18 protein-coding genes and 1 pseudogene are annotated in these 22,955 nt (G+C 67.2%); 12 read left to right on the forward strand and 7 right to left on the reverse strand.

Features of this window, described 5'->3' with window-relative positions; genetic code table 11:
• Positions 1–11: 11 nt before the first annotated feature.
• Together CRM90_RS21765 and mshC are read left to right on the forward strand one after the other, a co-directional pair.
• On the forward strand, positions 12–773 hold the full coding sequence (locus CRM90_RS21765; RefSeq protein WP_102809016.1) for a 3'(2'),5'-bisphosphate nucleotidase CysQ: 762 nt from the start codon (positions 12–14) through the stop codon (positions 771–773).
• A 101-nt stretch (positions 774–874) separates the two neighbouring features.
• Positions 875–2,113 (forward strand): cysteine--1-D-myo-inosityl 2-amino-2-deoxy-alpha-D-glucopyranoside ligase, encoded by a 1,239-nt coding sequence (mshC, locus tag CRM90_RS21770; protein ID WP_102809017.1) that lies wholly within the window; start codon positions 875–877, stop codon positions 2,111–2,113.
• 3 nt (positions 2,114–2,116) lie between these two features.
• Here mshC and CRM90_RS21775 read toward each other — a convergent pair whose 3' ends face one another.
• Together CRM90_RS21775 and CRM90_RS21780 are read right to left on the reverse strand one after the other, a co-directional pair.
• The gene (locus CRM90_RS21775; protein ID WP_102809018.1) at positions 2,117–3,220 is read right to left on the reverse strand and encodes an acyl-CoA dehydrogenase family protein; all 1,104 of its coding nucleotides are present in this window, start codon (positions 3,218–3,220) and stop codon (positions 2,117–2,119) included.
• A 13-nt stretch (positions 3,221–3,233) separates the two neighbouring features.
• Positions 3,234–4,409, reverse strand: a complete 1,176-nt coding sequence (locus tag CRM90_RS21780; protein ID WP_102809019.1) for an acyl-CoA dehydrogenase family protein — start codon at positions 4,407–4,409, stop codon at positions 3,234–3,236.
• Positions 4,410–4,591: 182 nt separating this feature from the next.
• Between CRM90_RS21780 and CRM90_RS21785 the strand changes: the two genes are divergently transcribed.
• The 3 genes from CRM90_RS21785 to CRM90_RS21795 all read left to right on the forward strand — a co-directional run bounded on the left by CRM90_RS21785 (position 4,592) and on the right by CRM90_RS21795 (position 6,890).
• Positions 4,592–5,152: a TetR/AcrR family transcriptional regulator gene (locus tag CRM90_RS21785; protein ID WP_102809020.1), complete on the forward strand. Its 561-nt coding sequence runs from the start codon at positions 4,592–4,594 to the stop codon at positions 5,150–5,152.
• 62 nt (positions 5,153–5,214) lie between these two features.
• Complete coding sequence (locus CRM90_RS21790) at positions 5,215–6,423, forward strand: FAD-dependent monooxygenase (protein ID WP_102809021.1); 1,209 nt, start codon at positions 5,215–5,217, stop codon at positions 6,421–6,423.
• Complete coding sequence (locus CRM90_RS21795) at positions 6,420–6,890, forward strand: nitroreductase family deazaflavin-dependent oxidoreductase (protein WP_199189993.1); 471 nt, start codon at positions 6,420–6,422, stop codon at positions 6,888–6,890. Before CRM90_RS21790 ends, CRM90_RS21795 begins: the two co-directional genes overlap by 4 nt.
• Positions 6,891–6,897: 7 nt before the next feature.
• On the opposite strand, the gene CRM90_RS21800 is transcribed toward CRM90_RS21795, so the two are convergent.
• Positions 6,898–7,788, reverse strand: coding sequence for a PAC2 family protein (locus tag CRM90_RS21800; protein WP_102809022.1), 891 nt, complete (start codon positions 7,786–7,788; stop codon positions 6,898–6,900).
• A gap of 280 nt (positions 7,789–8,068) precedes the next feature.
• On the opposite strand from CRM90_RS21800, the gene metH reads away from it, so the two are divergent.
• Positions 8,069–11,833: a methionine synthase gene (gene metH, locus CRM90_RS21805; protein WP_102809023.1), complete on the forward strand. Its 3,765-nt coding sequence runs from the start codon at positions 8,069–8,071 to the stop codon at positions 11,831–11,833.
• A gap of 3 nt (positions 11,834–11,836) precedes the next feature.
• On the opposite strand, the gene CRM90_RS21810 is transcribed toward metH, so the two are convergent.
• The 3 genes and pseudogenes from CRM90_RS21810 to gnd all read right to left on the reverse strand — a co-directional run bounded on the left by CRM90_RS21810 (position 11,837) and on the right by gnd (position 16,895).
• Positions 11,837–14,491 (reverse strand): MGH1-like glycoside hydrolase domain-containing protein, encoded by a 2,655-nt coding sequence (locus CRM90_RS21810; RefSeq protein WP_102809024.1) that lies wholly within the window; start codon positions 14,489–14,491, stop codon positions 11,837–11,839.
• Positions 14,488–15,882: pseudogene (zwf, locus tag CRM90_RS21815) on the reverse strand (glucose-6-phosphate dehydrogenase). Before zwf ends, CRM90_RS21810 begins: the two are co-directional and overlap by 4 nt.
• A complete protein-coding gene (gnd, locus tag CRM90_RS21820; RefSeq protein WP_102809071.1) occupies positions 15,882–16,895 on the reverse strand; it encodes a phosphogluconate dehydrogenase (NAD(+)-dependent, decarboxylating) in 1,014 nt (337 codons plus the stop codon). The pseudogene zwf and the gene gnd overlap by 1 nt, the downstream one beginning before the upstream one ends.
• Before the next feature lie 78 nt (positions 16,896–16,973).
• Between gnd and CRM90_RS21825 the strand changes: the two genes are divergently transcribed.
• Together CRM90_RS21825 and CRM90_RS21830 are read left to right on the forward strand one after the other, a co-directional pair.
• Positions 16,974–17,657, forward strand: coding sequence for an HAD family hydrolase (locus CRM90_RS21825; protein ID WP_102809025.1), 684 nt, complete (start codon positions 16,974–16,976; stop codon positions 17,655–17,657).
• Positions 17,658–17,743: 86 nt separating this feature from the next.
• The gene (locus CRM90_RS21830; RefSeq protein ID WP_102809072.1) at positions 17,744–19,210 is read left to right on the forward strand and encodes a sugar porter family MFS transporter; all 1,467 of its coding nucleotides are present in this window, start codon (positions 17,744–17,746) and stop codon (positions 19,208–19,210) included.
• Positions 19,211–19,216: 6 nt separating this feature from the next.
• On the opposite strand, the gene CRM90_RS21835 is transcribed toward CRM90_RS21830, so the two are convergent.
• Positions 19,217–19,804 carry a hypothetical protein gene (locus tag CRM90_RS21835; RefSeq protein ID WP_102809026.1) on the reverse strand — a complete coding sequence of 196 codons (588 nt, stop codon included), beginning with the start codon at positions 19,802–19,804 and terminating at the stop codon, positions 19,217–19,219.
• A gap of 54 nt (positions 19,805–19,858) precedes the next feature.
• Between CRM90_RS21835 and CRM90_RS21840 the strand changes: the two genes are divergently transcribed.
• The 4 genes from CRM90_RS21840 (at position 19,859) to CRM90_RS21855 (ending at position 22,919) form a co-directional block, all read left to right on the forward strand.
• The gene (locus tag CRM90_RS21840) at positions 19,859–20,140 is read left to right on the forward strand and encodes a phosphoribosyl-ATP diphosphatase (protein ID WP_036344717.1); all 282 of its coding nucleotides are present in this window, start codon (positions 19,859–19,861) and stop codon (positions 20,138–20,140) included.
• 9 nt (positions 20,141–20,149) lie between these two features.
• On the forward strand, positions 20,150–21,004 hold the full coding sequence (gene hisG, locus CRM90_RS21845; RefSeq protein WP_102809073.1) for an ATP phosphoribosyltransferase: 855 nt from the start codon (positions 20,150–20,152) through the stop codon (positions 21,002–21,004).
• Positions 21,005–21,072: 68 nt separating this feature from the next.
• Positions 21,073–21,555 carry a DUF4126 family protein gene (locus CRM90_RS21850; RefSeq protein WP_102809027.1) on the forward strand — a complete coding sequence of 161 codons (483 nt, stop codon included), beginning with the start codon at positions 21,073–21,075 and terminating at the stop codon, positions 21,553–21,555.
• The gene (locus CRM90_RS21855; RefSeq protein WP_102809028.1) at positions 21,552–22,919 is read left to right on the forward strand and encodes an FAD-containing oxidoreductase; all 1,368 of its coding nucleotides are present in this window, start codon (positions 21,552–21,554) and stop codon (positions 22,917–22,919) included. The genes CRM90_RS21850 and CRM90_RS21855 overlap by 4 nt, the downstream gene beginning before the upstream one ends.
• Positions 22,920–22,955: the final 36 nt, after the last annotated feature.

The following is a 22,955-nucleotide window of genomic DNA, read 5'->3' on the forward strand; positions in this document are numbered from 1 at the left end:
TACTGACTCAGGTGAGCATGACCGACGCGGCGCTGGCCGCCGACCTCGCCGAGGAGGCGGGCCGGCTACTGCTGTCGGTACGTGACGAGGTCGGTTTCGACTTCCCGCCCGCACTCGGAGACGCCGGCGACGTGCGCGCCAATGCCCTGATTCTGCGCAGGCTGCGTGCCGAGCGTCCCGGTGACGCCGTGCTGTCGGAAGAGGCCTACGACGACCTCAAGCGGCTTCAGGCCGACCGGGTGTGGATCATCGACCCGCTCGACGGCACCCGCGAATTCTCCATGCCCCGCCGCACCGACTGGGCGGTCCACGTGGCCCTCTGGCAGCGCACCGGCGGACCGGACGGCACCATCACCGATGCCGCCGTCGCGCTGCCTGCGATGAGCGAGGTGTATCGCTCGGACACCGTGACCGCCCCGCCGCCACCGCCGCCCGGCCCGATTCGGATCACCGCCAGCTCGAACCGCCCGCCCGCGGTGCTGTGGCGGCTGCGGGACCGCCTCGACATCGAGTTTCTGCGGATCGGATCGGCCGGCGCCAAGGCGATGGCGGTGGTGCGCGGCGACGCCGACGCCTACATCCACGCCGGCGGTCAGTGGGAGTGGGACTCGGCCGCACCCGCCGGGGTGGTGCAGGCCGCCGGTCTGCACGCCACCCGCATCGATGGGTCGCCGCTGCGCTACAACCGGCCGGACCCCTACCTGCCCGATCTGCTGATGTGCCGGGCCGACGTCGCCGACCTGCTGCTCGACGCCATGTGGCTGGCGAGTTAGGGAATCAAACCTGTCGCCGCGTTGTCTGAAGTAACGCGAGACAGCCGGTCACCACACCACCTGAGAGCGCCGTGAACAGCGAACCCCCTAGAGTCGAGGCCATGCAGTCCTGGTCGGCCGTCGACATCCCACAGCTGCCCGGTCGTGGGCCGGCCCTGCGGTTGTACGACACCGCCGACGGCCAGGTCCGTCCGACGTCGCCGGGGGAGACCGCGACGATGTACGTCTGCGGCATCACGCCCTACGACGCGACGCACCTGGGCCACGCCGCGACGTACCTGACGTTCGATCTGGTCTACCGGGTCTGGCGCGACGGCGGCCATCAGGTTCATTACGTGCAGAACATCACCGACGTCGACGACCCGCTGTTCGAACGGGCCAATCGCGACGGCGTGGACTGGCGGGAGCTGGGCGCGCGGGAGATTCAGTTGTTCCGCGAGGACATGGCCGCGTTGCGGGTACTGCCGCCGCGCGACTATGTCGCCGCCACCGACGCGATCGGCGAAGTGGTCGAGTTGGTGGAGAAGATGCTGGCGTCCGGGGCGGCGTATGTGGTCGACGACGACGAGTTCCCGGATATCTATTACCGCGCCGACGCCACCACCCAGTTCGGTTATGAATCGGGCTACGACCGCGACACGATGATGCGGCTGTTCGCCGAACGCGGCGGCGACCCGGATCGGGCGGGCAAAGCCGACCCGCTCGACGCACTGCTCTGGCGTGCAGCCCGCCCGGACGAGCCGAGCTGGCCCGCGCCGTTCGGCGCCGGACGGCCGGGGTGGCACGTGGAGTGTTCGGCGATTGCTCTGAGCCGCATCGGTTTCGGCTTCGACGTGCAGGGTGGCGGCAGCGACCTGATCTTCCCGCACCACGAGTTCTCCGCCGCGCACGGTGAATGCGTGATCGGAGAGCGCCGGTTCGCGCGGCACTACGTGCACGCCGGGATGATCGGCTGGGACGGGCACAAGATGTCCAAGAGCCGCGGCAACCTGGTGCTGGTGTCCCGGCTGCGCGCGCAGGGGGTGGACCCGGCGGCCATCCGCCTTGGCCTGCTGGCGGGACACTATCGCAGCGACCGGTCCTGGAGCGACACGGTGCTCGACGATGCCAACACCCGCCTGCACCGGTGGCGGTCAGCTGCGGCTTTGCCCGCCGGCCCGGATGCCGCCGACGTCATCGGACGGCTGCGGCAGTACCTGGCTGATGACCTCGACACGCCCAAAGCCCTTGCCGCCATTGATGGTTGGGTCACCGACGCACTGGAATACGGTGGCCATGACGACAGCGCGCCGACCGCGGTTGCGGCCGCGGTCGACGCGCTGCTGGGCGTGTCGCTCTAGTTCCTACAGAGCGACGGCGCCGTAGCTGCCCACCTGCGAGCTGAGGAATCGCAGCTGATCGGTGGCCGACCCGAGGGTCTGGTCGATAGCGGTGAGCCGTGCGGCGTAGTGGGCCACCGGGTATTCGGCGGTCACGCCGATACCTCCGTGCATCTGGATCGACTCCTGGGCGATGTGCTTACCCGACCGTCCGATCTGCAGCTTGGCCCGGGCCGCGACCATGGGATCCAGCCGGCCGTCGCTGATGCACATCGCGGCGTAGTAGTTCATGCTGCGAGCCAGCTCGAGCGACACGTACATGTCGGCGGCACGCTGGGTGAGCGTCTGGAACGTCTTGAGCGGCACGCCGAACTGCTTGCGTGCGTTCAGATACTCCGTGGTCATCCGCAGCGATTCATCCATGGCGCCAACGGCTTCGGCGCACAGGGCCGAGGAGTAGCGGATCAGCGTTGCGTGGATGCGTTCGCTGGCATCGCCGCCGTCGCCGAGCGGCTGCGCCGGGGCGTCGGTGAAGTCGATCTCGGCGCCGCGCTGCCCGTCGAAGGTCCGGTATCCGCGGCGGGTGGTTGACGCGGCGTCGACGAGGAACGCGCCGATGCCACCGTCGGGCAGGGCGGCGGTGACGACCAGCGCATCGGCGCTGTCGCCGGCCAGGACCGGGTTCTTGCGGCCGGTGATGGTCCAGGAGTCACCGGTTTTGGTTGCGCGCGTCGACAATTCGTCAAGGCCGCGCAGGCCCTTCTCGGTGTGCGCCAACGCGAGCAGCCGCTCACCGGCGGCGACGTCGTCGAGCTGAGCGCGCTGAGAGTCGCTGCCCAGTTCGGCGATCAGGCCGCCCGGGATCAGCGCGGCCGCGGCCACCGGCTCGGGTGCCAGACGGCGGCCGAGCTCGGTCATCACGACGATGATCTCGATCTGGCCGGCTTCCTCGGGCTCGAAACCCAGTCCGAGGATGCCGATCTCGGCCAGCTGACGCCACACGTCGCGGCTCCAGCCGAGCTCGGAGTCGACGGTTTTGTTGCGGGTCTCGATGTCGTAGGTGCGGGAGAACACCTCGCGCGCGGTGTCGCGGAGCAGTTCTTGTTCGTCGGTCAAATCAAAGTTCATGGCTGGCCGTCCCTCACAGTCCCAGGATCGTCGAGGAGATGATGGTGCGCTGGACCTCGTTGCTTCCGCCGTAGATCGAGGTCTTGCGGTAGTTCAGATACTTCGGCGCGGCGTGCTGCGCCCAGAGCGGGGATTCGATATCGGCGCCGCCGTCGAACGGCAGCGCATCCGGTCCGGCCACCTCCACGGCCAGCTCGGTGACGGCCTGCTGCAACTGGCTGCCGCGCAGCTTCAGAATCGACGACGCCGGGTTCGGTTTGCCGGTGCCCTCGTCGCCGCTGACCCGCAGCTGCGTGAGTTCCAGTGCCAGCAGCTCGTTTTCGATCTCGGCGACCTTGGCGGCGAACAACGGATCGTCGAGCAGGCTGCCCGCGCCGACCTTGGTCTGGGCGGCGTTCTCCTTGACGTCGGCGAGCCACAGCTTGGTGGTGCCGATCCGGGCGATGCCGGTGCGCTCGTTGGACAGCAGGAACTTGGCGTAGCTCCAGCCCTGGTTCTCCTCGCCGACAAGCTGATTGGCGGGCACCCGGACGTCTTCGAAGAACACCTCGTTGACCTCGTAGCTGCCGTCGATCAGCTTGATCGGCCGCAGCGTGATGCCGGGGGTGTTCATCTCGACGAGGATGAAGGAGATGCCGGCCTGCTTCTTCGGGGCATCCGGGTTGGTGCGGGCCAGCACGAAGATCCAGTCGGCGTACTGGCCGAGCGTCGTCCAGGTCTTCTGGCCGTTGATGACGTAGTCGTCGCCGTCGCGCACCGCGACGGTCCGCAGCCCGGCCAGGTCGGAGCCGGCTTCGGGCTCGGAAAAGCCTTGGCACCACCAGATGTCGAGGTTCGCCGTCGGCGGCAGGAAGCGTTCCTTGATCTCCTGCGAACCGAAGTGCGCGATCACGGGCCCGACCATGCTGGCGTTGAAGGCCAGCGGCTCGGGAACGCACGCCATGCGCATCTCGTCGGCCCAGATCTGGCGCTGCAGCGGGGTCCAGTCCTTGCCGCCCCACTCCACCGGCCAGTTGGGCACACCCAACCCGGCCTTGTTCAGGATGCGCTGGGTCGTGATCGCGTCATCGGGGAAGTTCAGGCTGTCCGTGCGAGCCCGTTCGCGGATGTCGGCGGGGACTTGGGTGGTGAAGAACTCGCGGAGTTCATCGCGGAACTTTGCGTCCTCGTCACTGAGTGCCAGCTTCACGAGCGCAACCTCGATTCTTGTTACTCGGCAGTATCTATTGCTCGATCCATTGCACGGTAGCGCAGCCCTACCAACTGGTCGGCAGGAGACCTCCCGGCGCCGCTGTGGGCGCCCGCCTGATACTGTCAGGACAGTCGTACAGGGCGATCGTCCTAATTCTGCGCGAGAGGTGGTCGACGGTGGTGAGTTCCCCAGCGTCAGAACGGGGCCGTGAGGTGCGTCAGCGGCTGCTGGCCGGGGCGGTCGAACTCATCGCCGAGCGTGGCTGGACCGCGGTGAGTACCCGCACGCTGGCCGAGCGGGCCGGCGTCACCCCGTCGGTGGTGCACTACCACTTCCCGTCCATGCAGGCACTGCTGCGCGAGGCGGTGACGACGGGGATGCGTGCGGCGGTGAGTGAACTCGACGCGTATCTGGACGGCGCCGGCGGCGCCGGAGATCTGGTCGAGGCCATGTTGGCGTCGGTGGCCTCGTATTCGGGCACCGATCCGACGTCGATGTTGTTCATCGAGGCCTATCTCGCCGCCACCCGCGATGACACGCTGCGCGATGACATCGCCGATGCACTGCATGGCCTGCGGGTCAGCCTCGGTCGCCGGCTGGCCGACCGCGGGGTTGCGGATCCGGACGGCACCGCCGCGGTGCTGCTCGCCGCCCTCGACGGAGTCCTGCTGCATCGGGGTCTCGGCGGCGGGGTGGGTGGGCCGGCTGCGGCGGCCATCCTGCGCCGGTTGGTCACCTGACCGGCGGACGCACGCGGCCCCGACCCGAACAGAAAAGCTCAACCACATGAAAGGAGATGCCCATGAAGGTGGCGATTTGTGGAGCGGGAATGGCCGGGCTGGCGCTGGCCAACCGGATCCGGGCGATGGGCGCGGAGGTGGTTCTCTTCGAACGCGCACCGGCACCCCGCACGCAGGGCTACATGATCGATTTCTTCGGACCGGGGTTCGACGCCGCCGAGGCGATGGGGCTGGTGCCCGCGATCGATGAGATCGCCTATCCGGTGGACGAGGTGAGCCTGGTCGACGAGCGGGGGCGTCGTCGGGCGGGATTGCCCTACCGGCAGTTCGCCGCCGCTGTCGGCGGACGGCTGCGCAGTGTGATGCGCCCGGATTTGGAGCACGTACTTCGCAACAGCCTCGACGACGGTGTGGACATTCGGTTCGGTTGTGCCGTCGTGGGTTTCGACGATCACGGCGACGGCGTGACGGTGCATCTCGAGGACGGCACCAGCCTGGCGGCCGACCTCCTGGTCGGTGCCGACGGGATTCACTCGACGGTACGGCGGCTGGCGTTCGGCGACGAGGCGAAGTTCGTGCGCTACCTCGGCTTCCATACCGCGGCGTTCGTGTTCGACGACCCACAGTGCCGGGAGGTGACGGCGGGCCGCTTCGTCCTGACCGACACCGTGGGCGAGCAGATGGGTTTCTACACGCTGCGCGACGGGCGCATCGCCGCGTTCGCGGTGCACCGCCAGGCCGATCCGGCATTGCCCGACGATGTGCGCTCGGCGGTTCGGCGCGCCTACCGACACCTGGGCTGGCTGGCTCCCCGTGCCCTCGACCGGTGCCCACCGGCCGAGGACATCTACTACGACCAGGTCGCCCAGATCCAGCTGCCACGCTGGAGTCGGGGCCGGGTGGTGCTGCTGGGTGACGCCTGCTACGCGGTGTCGCTGCTGGCCGGCCAGGGCGCCTCGTTGGGCATCGCCGGAGCGTATGTGCTGGCCGACCGGCTGCAGCGGTCACCGTCGATCGAGCAGGCGCTCGCCGATTACGAGCGGTTGTGGCGACCGGTCGCCGAGGAGAAGCAGGCCAGCGGCCGCCGGGCGGCCCGCTGGTTTCTGCCCAAGTCGGCGCTCGGGCTGTGGGTGCGCCGCACCGCGCTCGCGGCGGCCGCCCGGCTGCCGCTGGCGAATCGCTACGTCGGCGCCGCTCTGGCCGGCAAATCCAGCGGGCTGATCTCCCAGCTCCGCCGTAAAGACCACTCCTGGCAGGAGGTTGTCAAGTGAGGCAATGGAATCCGGGGCGGCTCACCCGCGCGCTGTTCCGGGCGCCCACCTGGCTCTACGGCCGCGGCCTCGGCTGGCTGCTGACCGGCCGGCTGATGTGCCTGACCCATGTCGGCCGGCGGTCGGGCCGGCATTACCGCACCGTGCTCGAAGTCGTCGGCCGACGAGGCGAGGAGATCTACGTGGTCTCGGGCTTCGGCTCATCCTCTGACTGGTATCGCAACGTCACGGCCAACCCGCCGGTCGAGGTGATCAACGGTCGGCGCCGGTTCACGCCGGTGTGCCGGACATTGGAGCCGGCCGAAGCGGCGTCGGTGATCGCCGACTACGAACGGCGCAACCGGCTGATCACGCCGGTGGTCCGCAAGGGACTGTCCAAACTGGTGGGCTGGGATTACGACGGCACGCCGACCGCGCGCGAACGTCTGGTCCACGAGGTTCCGCTGCTGGGCTTCCGCCCGGCGTGAGGTCGGGCTAGCTGCGAAAACCCGGACCGCGCCGGCGCAAGTACCGCTCGAACTCGGCGGCCAGCGCGTCGCCGTCGACCTTGGAGAGCGCCTCGTTGACGTCGACCTCGGCGTCGCCGCGCTGTTCCAGGGAGGCCACGTACTCGGCGATCTCCTCGTCCTCGGCGGTCATCTCGGTGACGGCCTGCTCCCACTCCTCGGCCTGCGCGGGCAGATCGCCCAACGGCACCTCGATGTCGAGCACATCCTCGACGCGCCGCAGCAGCGCGACGGTGGCCTTCGGATTGGGCGGTTGCGACACGTAGTGCGGCACCGCGGCCCAGAACGTCACCGCCGGGATGCCGGCCGCCACGCAGGCATCCTGGAACACGCCGGCGATCCCCGTCGGGCCCTCGTAGCGGGTTTCCTCGAGACCGAAGAACTTCGCGGATTCGGGGGAGTAGGCCGCTCCGGAGACCGGAACGGGCCGGGTGTGCGGGGTGTCGGCCAGCAGCGCGCCCAGGATCACCACGGTGTCCACGTTCAGCTTGTCGGCGATCGCGAGCAACTCGGCGCAGAACGTGCGCCACCGCATGTTGGGTTCCACGCCGTGCATCAGCACGATGTCGCGGTCCGAGCCGGGCGGGCGGCAGTGTGAGATTTGCATCGACGGCCACACCAGTTCGCGGGTCACGCCGTCCACCTGCCGGATCACCGGACGATTCACCTGATAGTCGTAATATGCCTCGTCGTCGATCTCGACGATCGTGTCGGCCTCCCAGATCGCGTCCAAGTGCTCGAGCGCGTCGCTGGCGGCATCGCCGGCGTCGTTCCAGCCCTCGAAAGCCGCGACGATGATCGTGTTCTGCAATTCGGGCAGATCCGGGCCTTTCGCGCCGCTGAAATTCGACGGGGTCACAACTTCAGCCTAAGGGTTGCTCGGCTTCGATGAGCCTTCTCGGACCGACTACCCTGGTGTCGTGGCGTGTGCTAGTAGACGCGTCATCGGCACGTGGTTGCGGGCCCGGGCGTCCTCGGTGCGAAATACGTTCGGCTGCAATCTGGTTAACCCGACGGGTTAGGCGTCCAGAAGTCGATTGCAGGACGACGTAGACTTTTCACCGTCGAGAGGCGTTGCAACGGGTCCGGCCGGCTGCCGGTATCCGCCACGCTCGGCAGAGTTAAGGACGCCTTCCGTCATGGAAGGAACGTTTGTGAGCACCCCTGAGTCGAACGGCTTCATGCCGAACATCCGCCCGGACTGCACTGATGCGTTGGCAGCGGCCATGCGCGAGCGGATCCTGGTGATCGACGGTGCGATGGGAACGGCGATTCAGCGTGACCGACCGGATGAGGCCGGGTATCGCGGCGAGCGGTTCAAGGACTGGCCGAGCGACCTGGTCGGCAACAACGACCTGCTCACCCTGACCCAGCCGCACATCATCGAGGGCATCCACCGCGAGTACCTCGACGCCGGCGCCGACATCCTGGAGACCAACACGTTCAACGCGAACGCGGTCTCGCTGTCCGACTACGGCATGGCGGAGCTGGGCTACGAGCTGAATTACGCCGGTGCGGCGCTGGCCCGCACGGCCTGCGACGAGTTCAGCACGCCCGACAAGCCGCGCTACGTCGCGGGTGCGCTGGGTCCGACGACCCGGACCGCGTCGATCTCCCCGGACGTCAATGACCCCGGCGCCCGCAACGTCTCCTACGACCAGCTGGTCGCCGCCTACCTCGACGCCGCCAACGGGCTGGTCGACGGCGGTGCCGACATCCTCATCGTCGAGACGATCTTCGACACTCTCAACGCCAAGGCGGCGATCTTCGCCATCGAGACGCTGTTCGAGGAGCGCGGCCGCCGCTGGCCGGTGATCATCTCGGGCACCATCACCGACGCGTCCGGGCGGACGTTGTCCGGTCAGGTCACCGAGGCGTTCTGGAACTCGATCCGGCATGCCAAGCCGCTCGCGGTTGGTCTCAACTGCGCCCTCGGCGCACCCGAGATGAGGCCGTACCTCGCCGAGATCTCGCGCATCGCGGACACCTTCGTGTCCTGCTATCCGAATGCCGGTCTGCCCAACGCCTTCGGCGAGTACGACGAATCCCCGAAGCGTCAGGCCGGATACGTCGAAGAATTCGCCGACGCCGGTCTGGTCAACATGGTCGGCGGCTGCTGCGGAACGACACCGGCGCACATCGCCGAGATCGCGAAGGTCGTCGAAGGCAAGACGCCCCGTGAGGTACCGCAGATCGCGGTCGCCACCCGGCTGGCCGGCCTGGAACCGCTCAACATCACCGACGAATCGCTGTTCGTGAACATCGGTGAGCGCACCAACATCACCGGCTCGGCCCGGTTCCGCAACCTCATCAAAGCCGAGGACTACGACACCGCGTTGTCGGTGGCGCTGCAGCAGGTCGAGGTCGGTGCGCAGGTCATCGACATCAACATGGACGAAGGCATGATCGACGGCGTCGCCGCGATGGACCGGTTCACCAAACTGATCGCCGCCGAACCCGACATCAGCCGCGTCCCGGTGATGATCGACTCCTCCAAGTGGGAGGTCATCGAGGCCGGCCTGAAGAACGTGCAGGGCAAGCCGATCGTCAACTCGATCTCCATGAAGGAGGGCGAGGAGAAGTTCATCCGCGAGGCCCGGCTGTGCCGCAAGTACGGTGCCGCCGTCGTGGTGATGGCCTTCGACGAACAAGGGCAGGCCGACAACCTGGAACGCCGCAAGGAGATCTGCGGGCGCGCCTACCGGGTCCTGACCGAAGAGGTCGGCTTCCCGGCCGAGGACATCATCTTCGACCCGAACTGCTTCGCCCTGGCGACCGGCATCGAGGAGCACGCCACCTACGGCATCGACTTCATCGAGGCCTGCGCCTGGATCAAGGAGAACCTGCCGGGAGTGCACATCTCCGGCGGCATCTCGAACGTGTCGTTCTCGTTCCGGGGCAACAACCCGGTCCGCGAGGCGATCCACGCGGTGTTCCTGTTCCACGCCATCAAGGCCGGCCTGGACATGGGCATCGTCAACGCCGGCGCACTGGTGCCGTACGACTCGATCGACCCCGAGCTTCGCGACCGCATCGAGGATGTCGTGCTGAACCGTCGCGAGGACGCGGCCGAACGCCTCCTCGAGATCGCCGAGCGGTTCAACAGTTCGGAGAAAGCTGACGATCCGGCCGCGGCCGAATGGCGGTCTCTGCCGGTCCGCGAGCGGATCACGCATGCTCTGGTGAAGGGCATCGACGCGCACGTCGACGACGACACCGAGGAGTTGCGGGCCGACATCGCCGCCGCGGGCGGTCGCCCGATCGAGGTGATCGAAGGTCCGCTGATGGACGGCATGAACGTCGTCGGTGACCTGTTCGGTTCCGGCAAGATGTTCCTGCCCCAGGTGGTGAAGTCGGCCCGGGTGATGAAGAAGGCCGTCGCCTACCTGCTGCCGTTCATCGAGAAGGAAAAAGAAGAGTCCGGCGCCGCGGCCGGTAAGGACACCAACGGCACGATCATCATGGCCACCGTGAAGGGCGACGTCCACGACATCGGCAAGAACATCGTCGGGGTTGTGCTGCAGTGCAACAACTTCGAGGTGATCGACCTCGGTGTGATGGTGCCCGCGGCCAAGATCCTGGAGGCGGCCAAGGAGCACGACGCCGACATCATCGGGCTGTCCGGTCTGATCACCCCGTCCCTGGACGAGATGGCCAACTTCGCCGTCGAGATGGAACGCCAAGGCCTGCAGATCCCGCTGCTGATCGGTGGCGCGACAACCTCGCGCGCCCATACGGCCGTGAAGATCTCACCGCGCCGCAGCGGCCCGGTGGTGTGGGTGAAGGACGCGTCCCGCTCGGTGCCGGTCGCCGCCGCGCTGCTCGACGACAAGCAGCGGCCGGCTCTGCTGGAGGCCACCGAGAAGGACTACGCGTCACTGCGGGAACGGCACGCGCAGAAGAACGAGCGGCCGATGCTCACCCTGGAGAAGGCCCGCGCCAACCGGACGCCGATCGAGTGGGACGGCTACACACCGCCGGTGCCGGCCCAGGGCCTCGGCGTGCGGGAGTTTCTCGACTACGACCTCGCGGAGCTCCGCGAATTCATCGACTGGCAGCCGTTTTTCAACGCCTGGGAGATGAAGGGCCGGTTCCCCGACATCCTGAACAACCCGGCCTCCGGCGAGGCGGCTCGCAAGCTGTACGACGACGCCCAGCAGATGCTCGACACCGCGATCAAGGAGAAGTGGCTGACCGCCAACGGGGTGATCGGCTTCTTCCCCGCGAACGCCGTCGGCGACGACATCGAGGTGTACACCGACGAGACCCGCACCGAGGTGTTGACCAGGTTGCACAACCTGCGCCAGCAGGGCGAGCACCGCGACGGCATCCCCAACCGGAGCCTCGGCGATTTCGTCGCGCCCAAAGACACCGGCCTGGCGGACTACGTCGGCGCCTTCGCCGTCACGTCAGGGCTCGGCGGCGGCGAGAAGATCGCGGAGTTCAAGGCCGCGCTCGACGACTACAGCGCGATCCTGCTGGAGTCGATCGCCGACCGGCTGGCGGAGGCGTTCGCCGAACGCATGCATCAGCGGGTCCGCAAGGAGTTCTGGGGTTATCAGCCCGACGAGCAGCTGGACAACGACGCGCTGATCGGCGAGAAGTACGTCGGAATCCGTCCCGCGCCCGGCTATCCCGCCTGCCCGGAGCACACCGAGAAGATGACGCTCTGGGAGCTGATGGACGTCAAGGAGCGCACCGGTATCGAGCTGACCGAGTCGATGGCGATGTGGCCTGGCGCCGCGGTCAGCGGCTGGTACTTCTCGCACCCGCAGTCGCAGTACTTCGTGGTCGGCCGGCTGGCCCAGGATCAGGTTGCCGACTACGCCAAGCGCAAGGGCTGGACCCTGGCCGAGGCCGAGCGCTGGCTGGCGCCGAACCTCGGCTACAACCCGGAGGACTAGGTCCTAGCGCCGGAAGTACAGGCTGCCCCGGAACTGCAGCAGCACAGCGACGGTCGCGGTCCAGCCGGTCTGGTGGCTGGCGCCGAGGCCGCGGCCGGTGTCGCCGTCGAAGTACTCGTGGAACGGGATCAGGTCGCGCCAGTGCGGGTCGCTCTGGAAGTACTCGTTGGTCCCGAACACTGCTCGCCGGCCGTTCTCGTCGCGGACCAGGAGGCCGGTGAGCTGGCGAGCCAACCGGTCGGCCACCACGTGCAGGGTGACCTCGTCGGCCGACCCCGCGGGATCGGGAACGCGATACGTTTCGCCGAGGAACCGGGCGTAGGAGTTCAGCGCCTGGACGACGAGGAAATTGGTCGGCAGCCAGACCGGGCCGCGCCAGTTCGAGTTGCCGCCGAACATCCGGCTGCGTGATTCGGCAGGCTGATAGTCCACGACGTAGTCGGCGCCGTCGACGTGGTAGGTGTATGGGTGGTCCCGGTGATACCGCGACAGTGACCGGATTCCGTTGGGGGACAGGAACTGCTCGGGGTCGAGGAGCCGTCGCAGGATATGGGTGAGCCGGTCCTCGTGGATGACGCCGATCATCAGATGCGTGCCGTCGCCGCCACTCATCACCAGTTTGACGTCGTCGTCGGTGTGCTCGTAGGTCTTGGCCAGCGCTTCGAGACAATGCCGCAGGGTCGAGGTCACCTCGGTCGCGCTGGTCGGGATGGCGATCGCGGCGAACAGTGGAACGATCGCCTGAATCGAGAACACCTCCAGCGATCTGCTTGTTCCGTCCGGCATTTCGATGACGTCGTGATAGAAGTTCGTCTCGTCGTTCCAGAAGCTGACCCGGTAGGTGCCCTTCTCCAGCGAATTGGCCACCAGCCAGGCGTCCCACACCCACCGGCTGAACATGTCGGTGTAGCTCGGATCCGTTTGGGACAGTTCGATCGCCATCTCCAACAGATGGAAGACCAGCGCCGCCATCCACGCGGTGCCGTCGACCTGGGCGAGTTCGCCGCCGGTGGGCAGCGGCTCGTCGCGGTCGAACACCCCGATGTTGTCCATGCCGAGGAACCCACCGCCGAACACGCCGCGGTTGGTCTCGTCCTTCTGATTCAGCCACCACATCGCGTTGAGGGTGGCTGATCGGTACGCGGTGGCCAGGAAATCGAAATCGCCCACACCGCTGCGGAGCTGATCGAGTTGGTAGACCTGCCACGCCGCCCAGGCATGCACCGGGGGATTGGTGTCACCGAACTTCCATTCGTAGGCCGGGATCTGGCCGTGCGGATGTTGTGCGGTGGAGCCGTGCAGGACGAGTACCTGTGCCTTGGCGAACTCGGGATCGATGAGCGCCACGGCGACACAGTGAAAGGCCAAGTCCCAGGCGGCGAACCACGGGTACTCCCAGGCGTCGGGCATCAGGATGACAGCGCTGACCGCGAAGTGCTGCCAGTCGTGGTTGCGTGCGCTCCAGCGTTCGCGCGGCGGTGGCGGCTGCTCCGGGTCGCCCTTGAGCCAGCGCCGCACCGCGTAGTTGTAGAACTGTTTGCACCACAGCAGCCCTGCGAAGGCTTGTCGCTGGACCAACCGCTCGTCGTCGCTCAGGTCCGGTGCCGCCACCGCGTGATAGAACTCGTCGGCCTCACGCTTGCGGTCCGCCAGCACGGCATCGGCGTACCCGGGCGGGCGAACAGCATCCGTGGTAGCGAAACACACTGTGACGGTGCAGCTTTCACCGGGCTGCAAAGTAGCGGAGACGATCGCGGCGACCTTGCTGCCCTCGGCGGGGTCGACGGCTCCGGCGATGCCGTCCACCAAATAGTCGTTGATGCCGTCTTTGGTGGTGGCCGATGCGTTGGGCGAGGAGAACAGCAGGCGGTTGTTGGTCTCGTTCTCGCAGAACACCAGTCGCGGAGTGTCGGTGCAGGAGCTGGTGACCGTGTACCACCGCTGCCCGAGCCTGCGGTGCCAGGTGCGCGCCGCCCCGTCGCCGCAGGCGGTGATCCGTGGCCTGTCCTGGTCGGGATCCCAGGACCAGGTGTTGCGGTACCACAGCTGCGGCAGCACGTGGATCGGCGCGGCGTCCGGTCCGCGGTTGGTCACCGTGATGCGGCAGAAGACGTCCTCGGGACCGTCCTTGGCGTAGGCCACCTCGACGTCGAAATAGCGCTGCCGCAGCCATTGTTCGCGCAGTGCCTCGAACAGTTCGTACTCGTCGTCCGCCGGCCCGCGCTGCTGGTTCGTGCGCAGCAGGTCGTCATAAGGGAATGCGGCCTGCGGGTATTTGTAGACCAGCGACGCATAGGCGTGGGTGGGCAGGTTGTCGGTGTAGAACCAGTAGTCCTTGACGTCCTCGCCGTGGTTGCCCTCCTCGTTGGCCACCCCGTAGGGCCGCTCCTTGAGGATGCGGTCGTGACCGTTCCACAGCGCTACGCCCAGACAGATGGTCTGCTCGTCATCGCACCAGCCCGCCAGGCCGTCGTCGCTCCACCGGTACGCCCGGCTGCGGGCGTGATCGAACGGAAAGTAGGCCCAGGCATCGCCGTCGGCGCTGTAGTCCTCTCGCACGCTGCCCCAGGCGCGTTCGCTCAGGTAGGTTCCCCAGCGGCGCCAGGGTGCCACCCCGGTCGTGGCCTCGTCGAGACGGGTCTGTTCAGCCGTGCTCACTGGTGGTCGGGCAGCCAGGGCTGACGCCAGGCCGGATAACCCGCCACCAGTGCGTCGGCTCCCTTCGGTCCCCACGAACCCGGTTGGTACACCTCGACCGGCGGTGGTGAATCCAGCAGCGGCTCGACGATCCGCCAGGTTTCCTCAACACCGTCTTCCCGGATGAACTGGCTCGAGTCGCCGTGCATGGCGTCTCCGAGCAGTCGCTCGTACGGCTCGGGGGCGGCGGCCATTTCGTCGGCGAACACCAGGCAGAGGTTGACGGCGCGGGAGGCGTCGGCGCCCGATTCCTTGGCCTGAAGCACGAGGTCGACGCCAGGGCTGGGGTCGATCCGGAAGATCAGTTCGTTCTGCTCGTCGATCTCGGGCAGGAACGGCAGTGGGGGCGGTCGCTTGAAGATGACGCGAATCTCGGTGGCCCGCACCGGAAGAGCCTTGCCGGCCCGGATGAAGAACGGCACGCCCGACCAGCGCCAGTTGTCGATGTACAACTTCAGCGCCGTGTAGGTCTCGGTCTGCGAGTCAGGCGCGACACCGTCGATCTCCCGGTAGCCGGCGTACTGACCGCGCACGTAGTGCTTGGGGTCGGCGGGACGGATGGACTTGAACAGCTCGACCCGCTTGTCCCGGAACCCGTCCGGGCCGCCGCTCGACGGTTCGGAGGCGATCAGCCCGATGAGCTACAGTAGATGATTCTGTACGACGTCGCGCAACGCCCCGACCGGGTCGTAGAAGTGGCCGCGATCCTCGACGCCGAAGTTCTCGGCCATTGTGATCTGCACGGCCTCGATCCGGTCGCGGTTCCACAGCGGCTCGATGATCGAGTTGGAAAACCGGATGTAGCGGATGTCCATCGCCGGTTCCTTGCCGAGGAAGTGGTCGATGCGGTAGATCTGCCACTCCTGCAGGTGTGCGCTCAACTGGTCGTTGAGGGCCTTCGCCGACGAAAGATCGTGTCCGAACGGCTTTTCCACCACCACGCGGGCATTGTCGGTGAGGCCGGCGCCGGCGAGGCCGTCCACCACCCGCCCGAACAGTGCCGGCGGGATCTCCAGATAGAACACCGGATCGGTGCGTCCTTTGATGGCGTCCGCCACCTTGGTGTAGGTCGCGGCGTCCGCGAAATCGCCGGAGACCATCGACAACCGCGCCGCGAATCGGGCGAACACGTCGTCGTCCACCGGCTCGCCGGTGGCCTCGATAGCGGCTCGGGCGTGCTCCCGCAGGGTGTCGGCGGACCAGTCGTCCAGCGCCACCCCGACGATCGGGCACCCGAGCAGGCCGCGCCGCTCCAAGCGGTACAACGACCGGAACGTCATCTTCCTGGCCAAGTCGCCGGTGATGCCGAAGATCACCAGAACATCTGCGGCGGAACCGCTTTGAGCGGCCATCACTTCTTCTCCGCGTGGCCACCGAATTCGCTGCGCATCGCCGAGCAGATCTTGTCGGTGAACTCGCCCAGCTGCCGGGACTGGAAACGCTCGTAGAGGGCGGTGGTGATGACCGGGGCGGGGATACCTTCGTCCACCGCGGCGAGCACCGTCCAGCGTCCTTCGCCGGAATCCGATACCCGCCCGGAGAACTGGTCGAGGCCGGGTGAGGCCGCGAACGCGTCCGCGATCAGGTCCACCAGCCAGGATCCGACCACCGATCCGCGGCGCCAGACTTCGGCGACCTCGCCGACGTTGATGTCGTACTGATAGGCCCACGGGTCGCGCAGCGGAGTGGTCTCGGCGTCGACCACCCGATCGACCGTGCCGGCGTTGGCGTGCTTGATGATGCTCAGCCCTTCGGCGATGGCGGCCATCATCCCGTACTCGACACCGTTGTGAACCATCTTCACGAAGTGCCCGGCGCCGTTGGGGCCGCAGTGTAGGTAGCCCTCGGGGGCGGTTCCGGCGGCGTCCGCGGGCCGGTTCGGGGTCGGCTCCGCGGTACCGATCCCCGGTGCGATGGTCTTGAAGATCGGATCGAGGCGATCGACCACGTCGGTCTCGCCGCCGATCATCAGGCAGTAGCCGCGGTCCAGCCCCCAGACTCCGCCGCTGGTGCCGCAATCGACGTAATGCAGACCACTTTCGGCGAGCTTCCGCGCCCGGGTGATGTCGTCGCGGTAGTACGAGTTGCCGCCGTCGATCACGGTGTCGCCGGACGAGAGCAGCGGGACCAGTGCGTCAAGAGTCGAGTCGACGATCGCGGCGGGCAGCATCAGCCATATCGCGCGCGGACCGTCGAGTTGTGCGACGAATTCTTCGAGGCTGGCCGCTCCGGTGGCGCCCTCGCCTTCCAGCTCGCTGACCGCGGCGGGGTTCACGTCGTACACGACGCACGTGTGCCCGCCCCGCATCAATCGGCGAACCAGGTTCGCGCCCATTCGTCCCAAACCAACCATGCCGAGTTGCATGACGCCCACCCTAGTGATCCGTCGCAGCAAACTCGCCGGATTCGAGGTCAGGGCCTGGTACATGGCACAATCGTGGGCGTGCGAGCGGTGTTATGGGACATGGACGGCACTCTCGTCGACTCCGAAAAGCTCTGGGACGTCGCGATCAAGGAGCTGTACACCCGCCACGGCCGGGTGTTGTCTCCGGAGGTCCGCGACGCCACAGTGGGCGGCTCGGCCGACGGGGTGATCCGGATCGTGTTCGCCGACCTCGGTCTGGATCCGCACCCGGGGCACATGGCCGAGGTCGCCGACTGGATGCACGAGTACGTCGGAGAACTGTTTTCCACCGGCCTGCCGTGGTGCCCGGGTGCCCGGGAACTCCTCGACGCGCTGCGGGCCGCCGACGTGCCGATGGCGCTGGTGACCAACACTCGTCGGGACCTCACCGAGAATGCGTTGAACAGCATTGGCAGGCATTATTTTTCGGCCACCGTATGCGGCGATGAGGTGCCTGAGGGCAAGCCCGCCCCGGACATCTACCTGCGCGCCGCCGAGCTGCTCGGGTTTGCCGCAGGTGAGTGTCTGGCTATCGAGGACTCGGTCACCGGCACCGCTGCCGCCGAAGACGCCGGATGCCCGGTGCTTGTGGTACCCAACGAGATCCACGTGCCCGCCACCCCTGGCCGGCAGCACGTTTCGTCGCTCGCCGGGTTGGGCATCCCGCAGCTGCGTCAGATTCACACGGACCTGCGGCTAGGACTCGGCGAACGCTCGGCGTGAACGGCTGACCGATATCTGCGTGTTGCGGCTGCGACTGTGCAATCGTAGTTGTGATCAGGATCGCAGTGCTGCGGAAAGGACGCCTCATGGCCGGCCAGGGACCCACCAGCGACACACCCACAGGACTCGAGGACGCGGACTTCTCCTCGGGCGGCACGGCGGTCCGGATAGCCTCGGTAGCCGCTCTGGGCGGCCTGCTCTTCGGCTACGACAGCGCGGTCATCAACGGTGCGGTCGACTCGATCCAGTCGGACTTCGGCATCGGTAACACCGAGCTCGGCTTCGCCGTCGCGTCGGCGTTGCTCGGAGCCGCCGCCGGTGCGATGTCCGCGGGCCGGATCGCCGACCGCATCGGCCGCATCTCGGTCATGAAGATCGCGGCGGTGTTCTTCCTCATCAGCGCCATCGGCACCGGGCTGGCACCGAATGTCGTGACGGTTGTCATCTTCCGGATCGTCGGCGGCATCGGCGTCGGCATCGCCTCGGTGATCGCGCCTGCGTACATCGCCGAGACCTCCCCGCCGCGCATCCGCGGCCGGCTCGGCTCACTACAACAGCTGGCCATCGTCTCCGGCATCTTCCTGTCGTTCGTCGTGAACTGGCTACTCCAGCACGCCGCCGGGGGCCCGAACAAGGAACTGTGGCTGCACCTCGACGCCTGGCGGTGGATGTTCCTGGCGATGGCGATTCCCGCGATCCTGTACGGGGCGTTGGCGTTCACCATCCCGGAGTCGCCGCGATATCTGGTGGCCAGTCACAAGATTCCCGAGGCTCGCCGGGTGCTGAGCATGCTGCTGGGCGAGAAGAACCTCGAGATCACCATCAGCCGCATCCGGGAAACCCTGGAGCGCGAGGACAAGCCCTCCTGGCGGGATCTGCGCAAGCCCACCGGTGGGCTGTTCGGCATCGTCTGGGTTGGCTTGGGACTGTCGATCTTCCAACAGTTCGTCGGCATCAACGTGATCTTCTACTACTCGAATGTGCTGTGGCAGGCCGTCGGCTTCGACGCCGACCAGTCGGCCATCTACACCGTGATCACGTCGGTGGTGAACGTGGCGACCACGCTGATCGCGATCGCCCTGATCGACAAGATCGGCCGCAAACCACTCTTGCTGATCGGCTCGTCCGGCATGGCGGTCACCCTCATCACGATGGCCGTCATCTTCGCCAACGCCACTCTGGTCGACGGAAAGCCGGACTTGACGGGCGCATCCGGAGTCGTCGCGCTGATCGCCGCGAACCTCTTCGTGGTGGCGTTCGGTATGTCCTGGGGGCCGGTCGTCTGGGTGCTGCTGGGCGAGATGTTCCCGAACCGCATCCGTGCGGCCGCACTCGGCCTGGCGGCGGCGGGACAGTGGGCGGCGAACTGGTTGATCACGGTCACGTTCCCCGGCCTGCGCGAGCACCTGGGTCTCGCGTACGGGTTCTACGGGCTGTGCGCGATCCTGTCGGGACTGTTCGTCTGGAAGTGGGTCATGGAGACCAAGGGTGTCTCGCTCGAGGACATGCACGCCGAACTCCTGCACGAGGACAAGCCGGCACGCTCGGGTTAGCCGTGCTCAGGGGACGTCGGTGTATTGCCAGTTCGCGCCGGTGTTGGAGAACGTGAATCCCTTGCCGGTCTGTTCACTCAGGCACGAGATGCCGGTCTGCTGCTGAATGTTGCAGCGAAATCCGGCGGCAGCGAGGATCTTGTTGAACGGCAACGTCTTCGGAGCGCCCGACGGCTGTGTGAATTGCTCAGCTGGTACCGAGGCGAACTGGGGATCGTCTTGGGTGAACACCATGATGGAGTTGGGTGCGACGCTCTGCCCGTCGGCGTCGGTCACCGTATCGGGCGCACCCGTCACGCCGATGCGACCGGTTCCCGAGGTCGACTGGCAACCGGCCCAGGTGCGGGGGACGATCACGCAGCGCCAGCTGCCGCTCGGACTGGTGAAGTAGTAGCCCGAATGCACGTCATCGGTCCGGGTGTAGAAGTCGAACGCATTGACCAGCTTGTCATTGCTGGGACGCGCTGAAGTAGTGGTGGCCGCGGGTGGCGCCGTTTGCTCCCCGGACTCCTTGGTGGTGACGATCGGGCTGGAACAGCCGGCCAGCGCCGCGACGGCGGCGCCCAGGACGAACAGTGGCCGGGATACTCGCACGAGAAGCCAGCCTAGTGGCCGACCGGAAACCGCCGTGACGGCGGCTGCACCCGCATGGAACAATCGCAGGCCGTGAAGACCTTCGAGGAACTGTTCGCCGAACTGGGGGAGCGAGCCCGCACCCGACCGGCGGGCAGCGCCACCGTCGCCGCGCTGGACGGCGGTGTGCACGCCCTCGGCAAGAAGATCCTCGAAGAAGCCGGCGAGGTGTGGCTGGCCGCCGAGCACGAATCCGACGAGGCGCTGGCCGAGGAGATCAGCCAGTTGTTCTACTGGGCGCAGGTGATGATGGTCGCCCGTGGCCTGACCCTCGACGACATCTACCGGAAGCTCTAGGTGGCTGCCATGTTGCGCGTTGCCGTCCCGAACAAGGGGGCGCTGTCCGAATCCGCAGCCGAGATCCTCTCCGAGGCCGGCTACCGGCGGCGCACCGATCCCAAGGATCTCACCGTCATCGACCCGGCCAATGGCGTCGAGTTCTTCTTCCTGCGTCCCAAGGACATCGCGATCTACGTCGGCTCCGGTCAGCTCGACTTCGGGATCACCGGCCGTGATCTGGCCGCCGAGTCCGACGCCCCGGTGACCGAGCGGCTGGCTCTGGGCTTCGGCTCGTCGAGCTTCCGGTACGCCGCACCGGCTGGACGGCAATGGGCAGTTTCCGACCTGGCGGGCAAACGGATCGCCACCGCGTACCCGAACCTGGTCCGGAAAGACTTGGCGAGCAAGGGAATCGAGGCCACCGTCATCCGCCTCGACGGGGCGGTCGAGATCTCGATCCAGCTCGGCGTGGCCGACGCGATCGCCGACGTGGTCGGTTCGGGCCGAACGCTGCGGCTGCACGATCTGGTGGCTTTCGGTGAGACGCTGTGTGATTCGGAAGCAGTGCTGATCGAACGGGCCGGCAACGGCGACGACTCCAACCGGGCCGCGCGCGATCAATTGGCGGCCCGCGTCCAAGGTGTGGTGTTCGGCCAGCAGTACCTGATGCTCGACTACGACTGCCCGCGTTCGGTGCTCGATCGCGCCACCGCGGTCACCCCCGGTCTGGAGTCACCCACGATCGCGCCGCTGGCCGACCCGGACTGGGTTGCGGTGCGCGCCCTGGTTCCGCGCCGCGATGTGAACGCGATCATGGATGAGCTCGCGGCCATCGGGGCCAAGGCGATTCTGGCCTCCGACATCAGGTTCTGCCGCTTCTGAGGTTGGCCCGCCGCTGCGGCGGCTGCGTGTTAGCGTCCCTTTAGTTGCCACCGGCCCGAAGGACCGTCATGACGCACGCTCTCGTTCTGTTGCTGGCCCTACTGATCGGTGTGATCGCCGGATTGCGCGCGCTGACCGCGCCCGCGGTCGTGGCATGGGGCGCATTTCTCGGGTGGATCGACGTCACCGACAAGTGGTCGGCCTGGGTGGGCAGCTGGATCACCGTGGCCGTGCTGACGGTCCTGTTGCTCGTCGAGCTCGTCACCGATCAGCTGCCGAAGACGCCCAGCCGCAAGACCACCGCGCAGTTCCTGACCCGCCTGCTCACCGGTGCGTTCGCCGGTGCGGTGATCGGCAGCGCGTTCTTCCATACGTTCAGTTCACTCGGGGCCGGCATCATCGGCGCGGTGCTCGGCACCCTCGGTGGCTACGAGGCACGCTCACGGCTGGTGGCGGCCAATGGGGGCCGTGATCTGCCGGTGGCGATCGGCGAGGACGTGATCGCAGTGGGCGGCGGCTTCCTGGTTGCCTACCTGGTCAGTCTTCTGTGACTCACGTAGACGCGATCATCGTCGGTGCCGGGCAGGCCGGCCCACCCTTGGCCGGGCGACTGACAGACGCCGGTAACACCGTCGCGGTGATCGAACGCAAACTCGTCGGCGGAACGTGCGTCAACTCCGGCTGTATACCGACCAAGACCCTGGTCGCCAGTGCGCACACCGCCCACACCGCCCGCCGCGGAGCCGATTACGGGGTGTCCACCGGTGACGTGTCGGTCGACATGGCAAAAGTGAAGGCGCGCAAGGACGGAATCGTGCTCGGCGATCGCAGCGGCGTCGAATCGTGGATCGAGGGCATGCCGGGTTGCACTCTGATTCGCGGCCATGCCCGGTTCGAGGATCCGCACACCATCCGCGTCGGGGACGAGGTCCTGACAGCCGACCGGATCTTCCTCAATGTCGGGGGCCGGGCGGTGGTGCCGGAGCTGCCCGGGCTCGGCGACATCGACTACCTGACCAATGTCGGCATCCTCGAACTCGACGTGGTGCCTGACCATCTGGTGATCGTCGGCGGCAGCTACATCGGGCTGGAGTTCGCCCAGATGTATCGCCGGTTCGGCGCTCGGGTCACCGTGCTCGAACGGGGGCCCAGGCTCACGCCGCGCGAGGACGAGGACGTCTCGGCGGCCATCGAGGACATCCTCACGGCCGAGGGCATCACCGTCGTCACCGGCGCATCCGGTCTACGATTCACCAAGCGCGACAACGGTTTCGAGGTGATTCCGTACGACGGAGCCGAGCCCATCGCCGGTTCACACCTGCTGGTGGCCGTGGGCCGCCAGCCGAACACCGACGACCTCGGCCTCGACCGCGCCGGTGTCGAGGTCGACGGCCGCGGCTACATCGTCGTCGACGACCAACTTCGCACCACCGCCGAACACATCTGGGCGATGGGCGACTGTAACGGCAAGGGCGCCTTCACCCACACCTCCTACAACGACTTCGAGATCGTCGCGGCCAACCTGCTCGACGACGATCCGCGCCGAGTCAGCGACCGGGTACCGACCTACGCTCTCTACATCGACCCGCCACTCGGCCGGGCCGGCCTGACCGTCGACCAGGTGCGCAAGTCCGGCCGTCGGGCCCTGGTGGGCCGGCGGCCGATGACCAGGGTCGGCCGGGCGGTGGAAAAGGGCGAGACGCAAGGCTTCATGCAGGTCGTCGTGGACGCCGACACCGAGGAGATCCTCGGCGCGGCGATCCTCGGGGTCGGCGGCGACGAGGTCATCCACTCGATCCTCGACATCATGTCCGCCAAGAAGCCCTACACGGCGATATCGCGCACCATGCACATCCACCCGACCGTCAGCGAGCTGGTGCCGACCGTGCTGCAGGAGCTGGAACCGCTCACGTAGCGGCGGGGGCCGGCGCGATCCGGGCGCAGATTCTTG

The sequence above is a fragment of the Mycobacterium sp. ENV421 genome, assembly GCF_002887815.1.
GTDB lineage: Bacteria > Actinomycetota > Actinomycetes > Mycobacteriales > Mycobacteriaceae > Mycobacterium.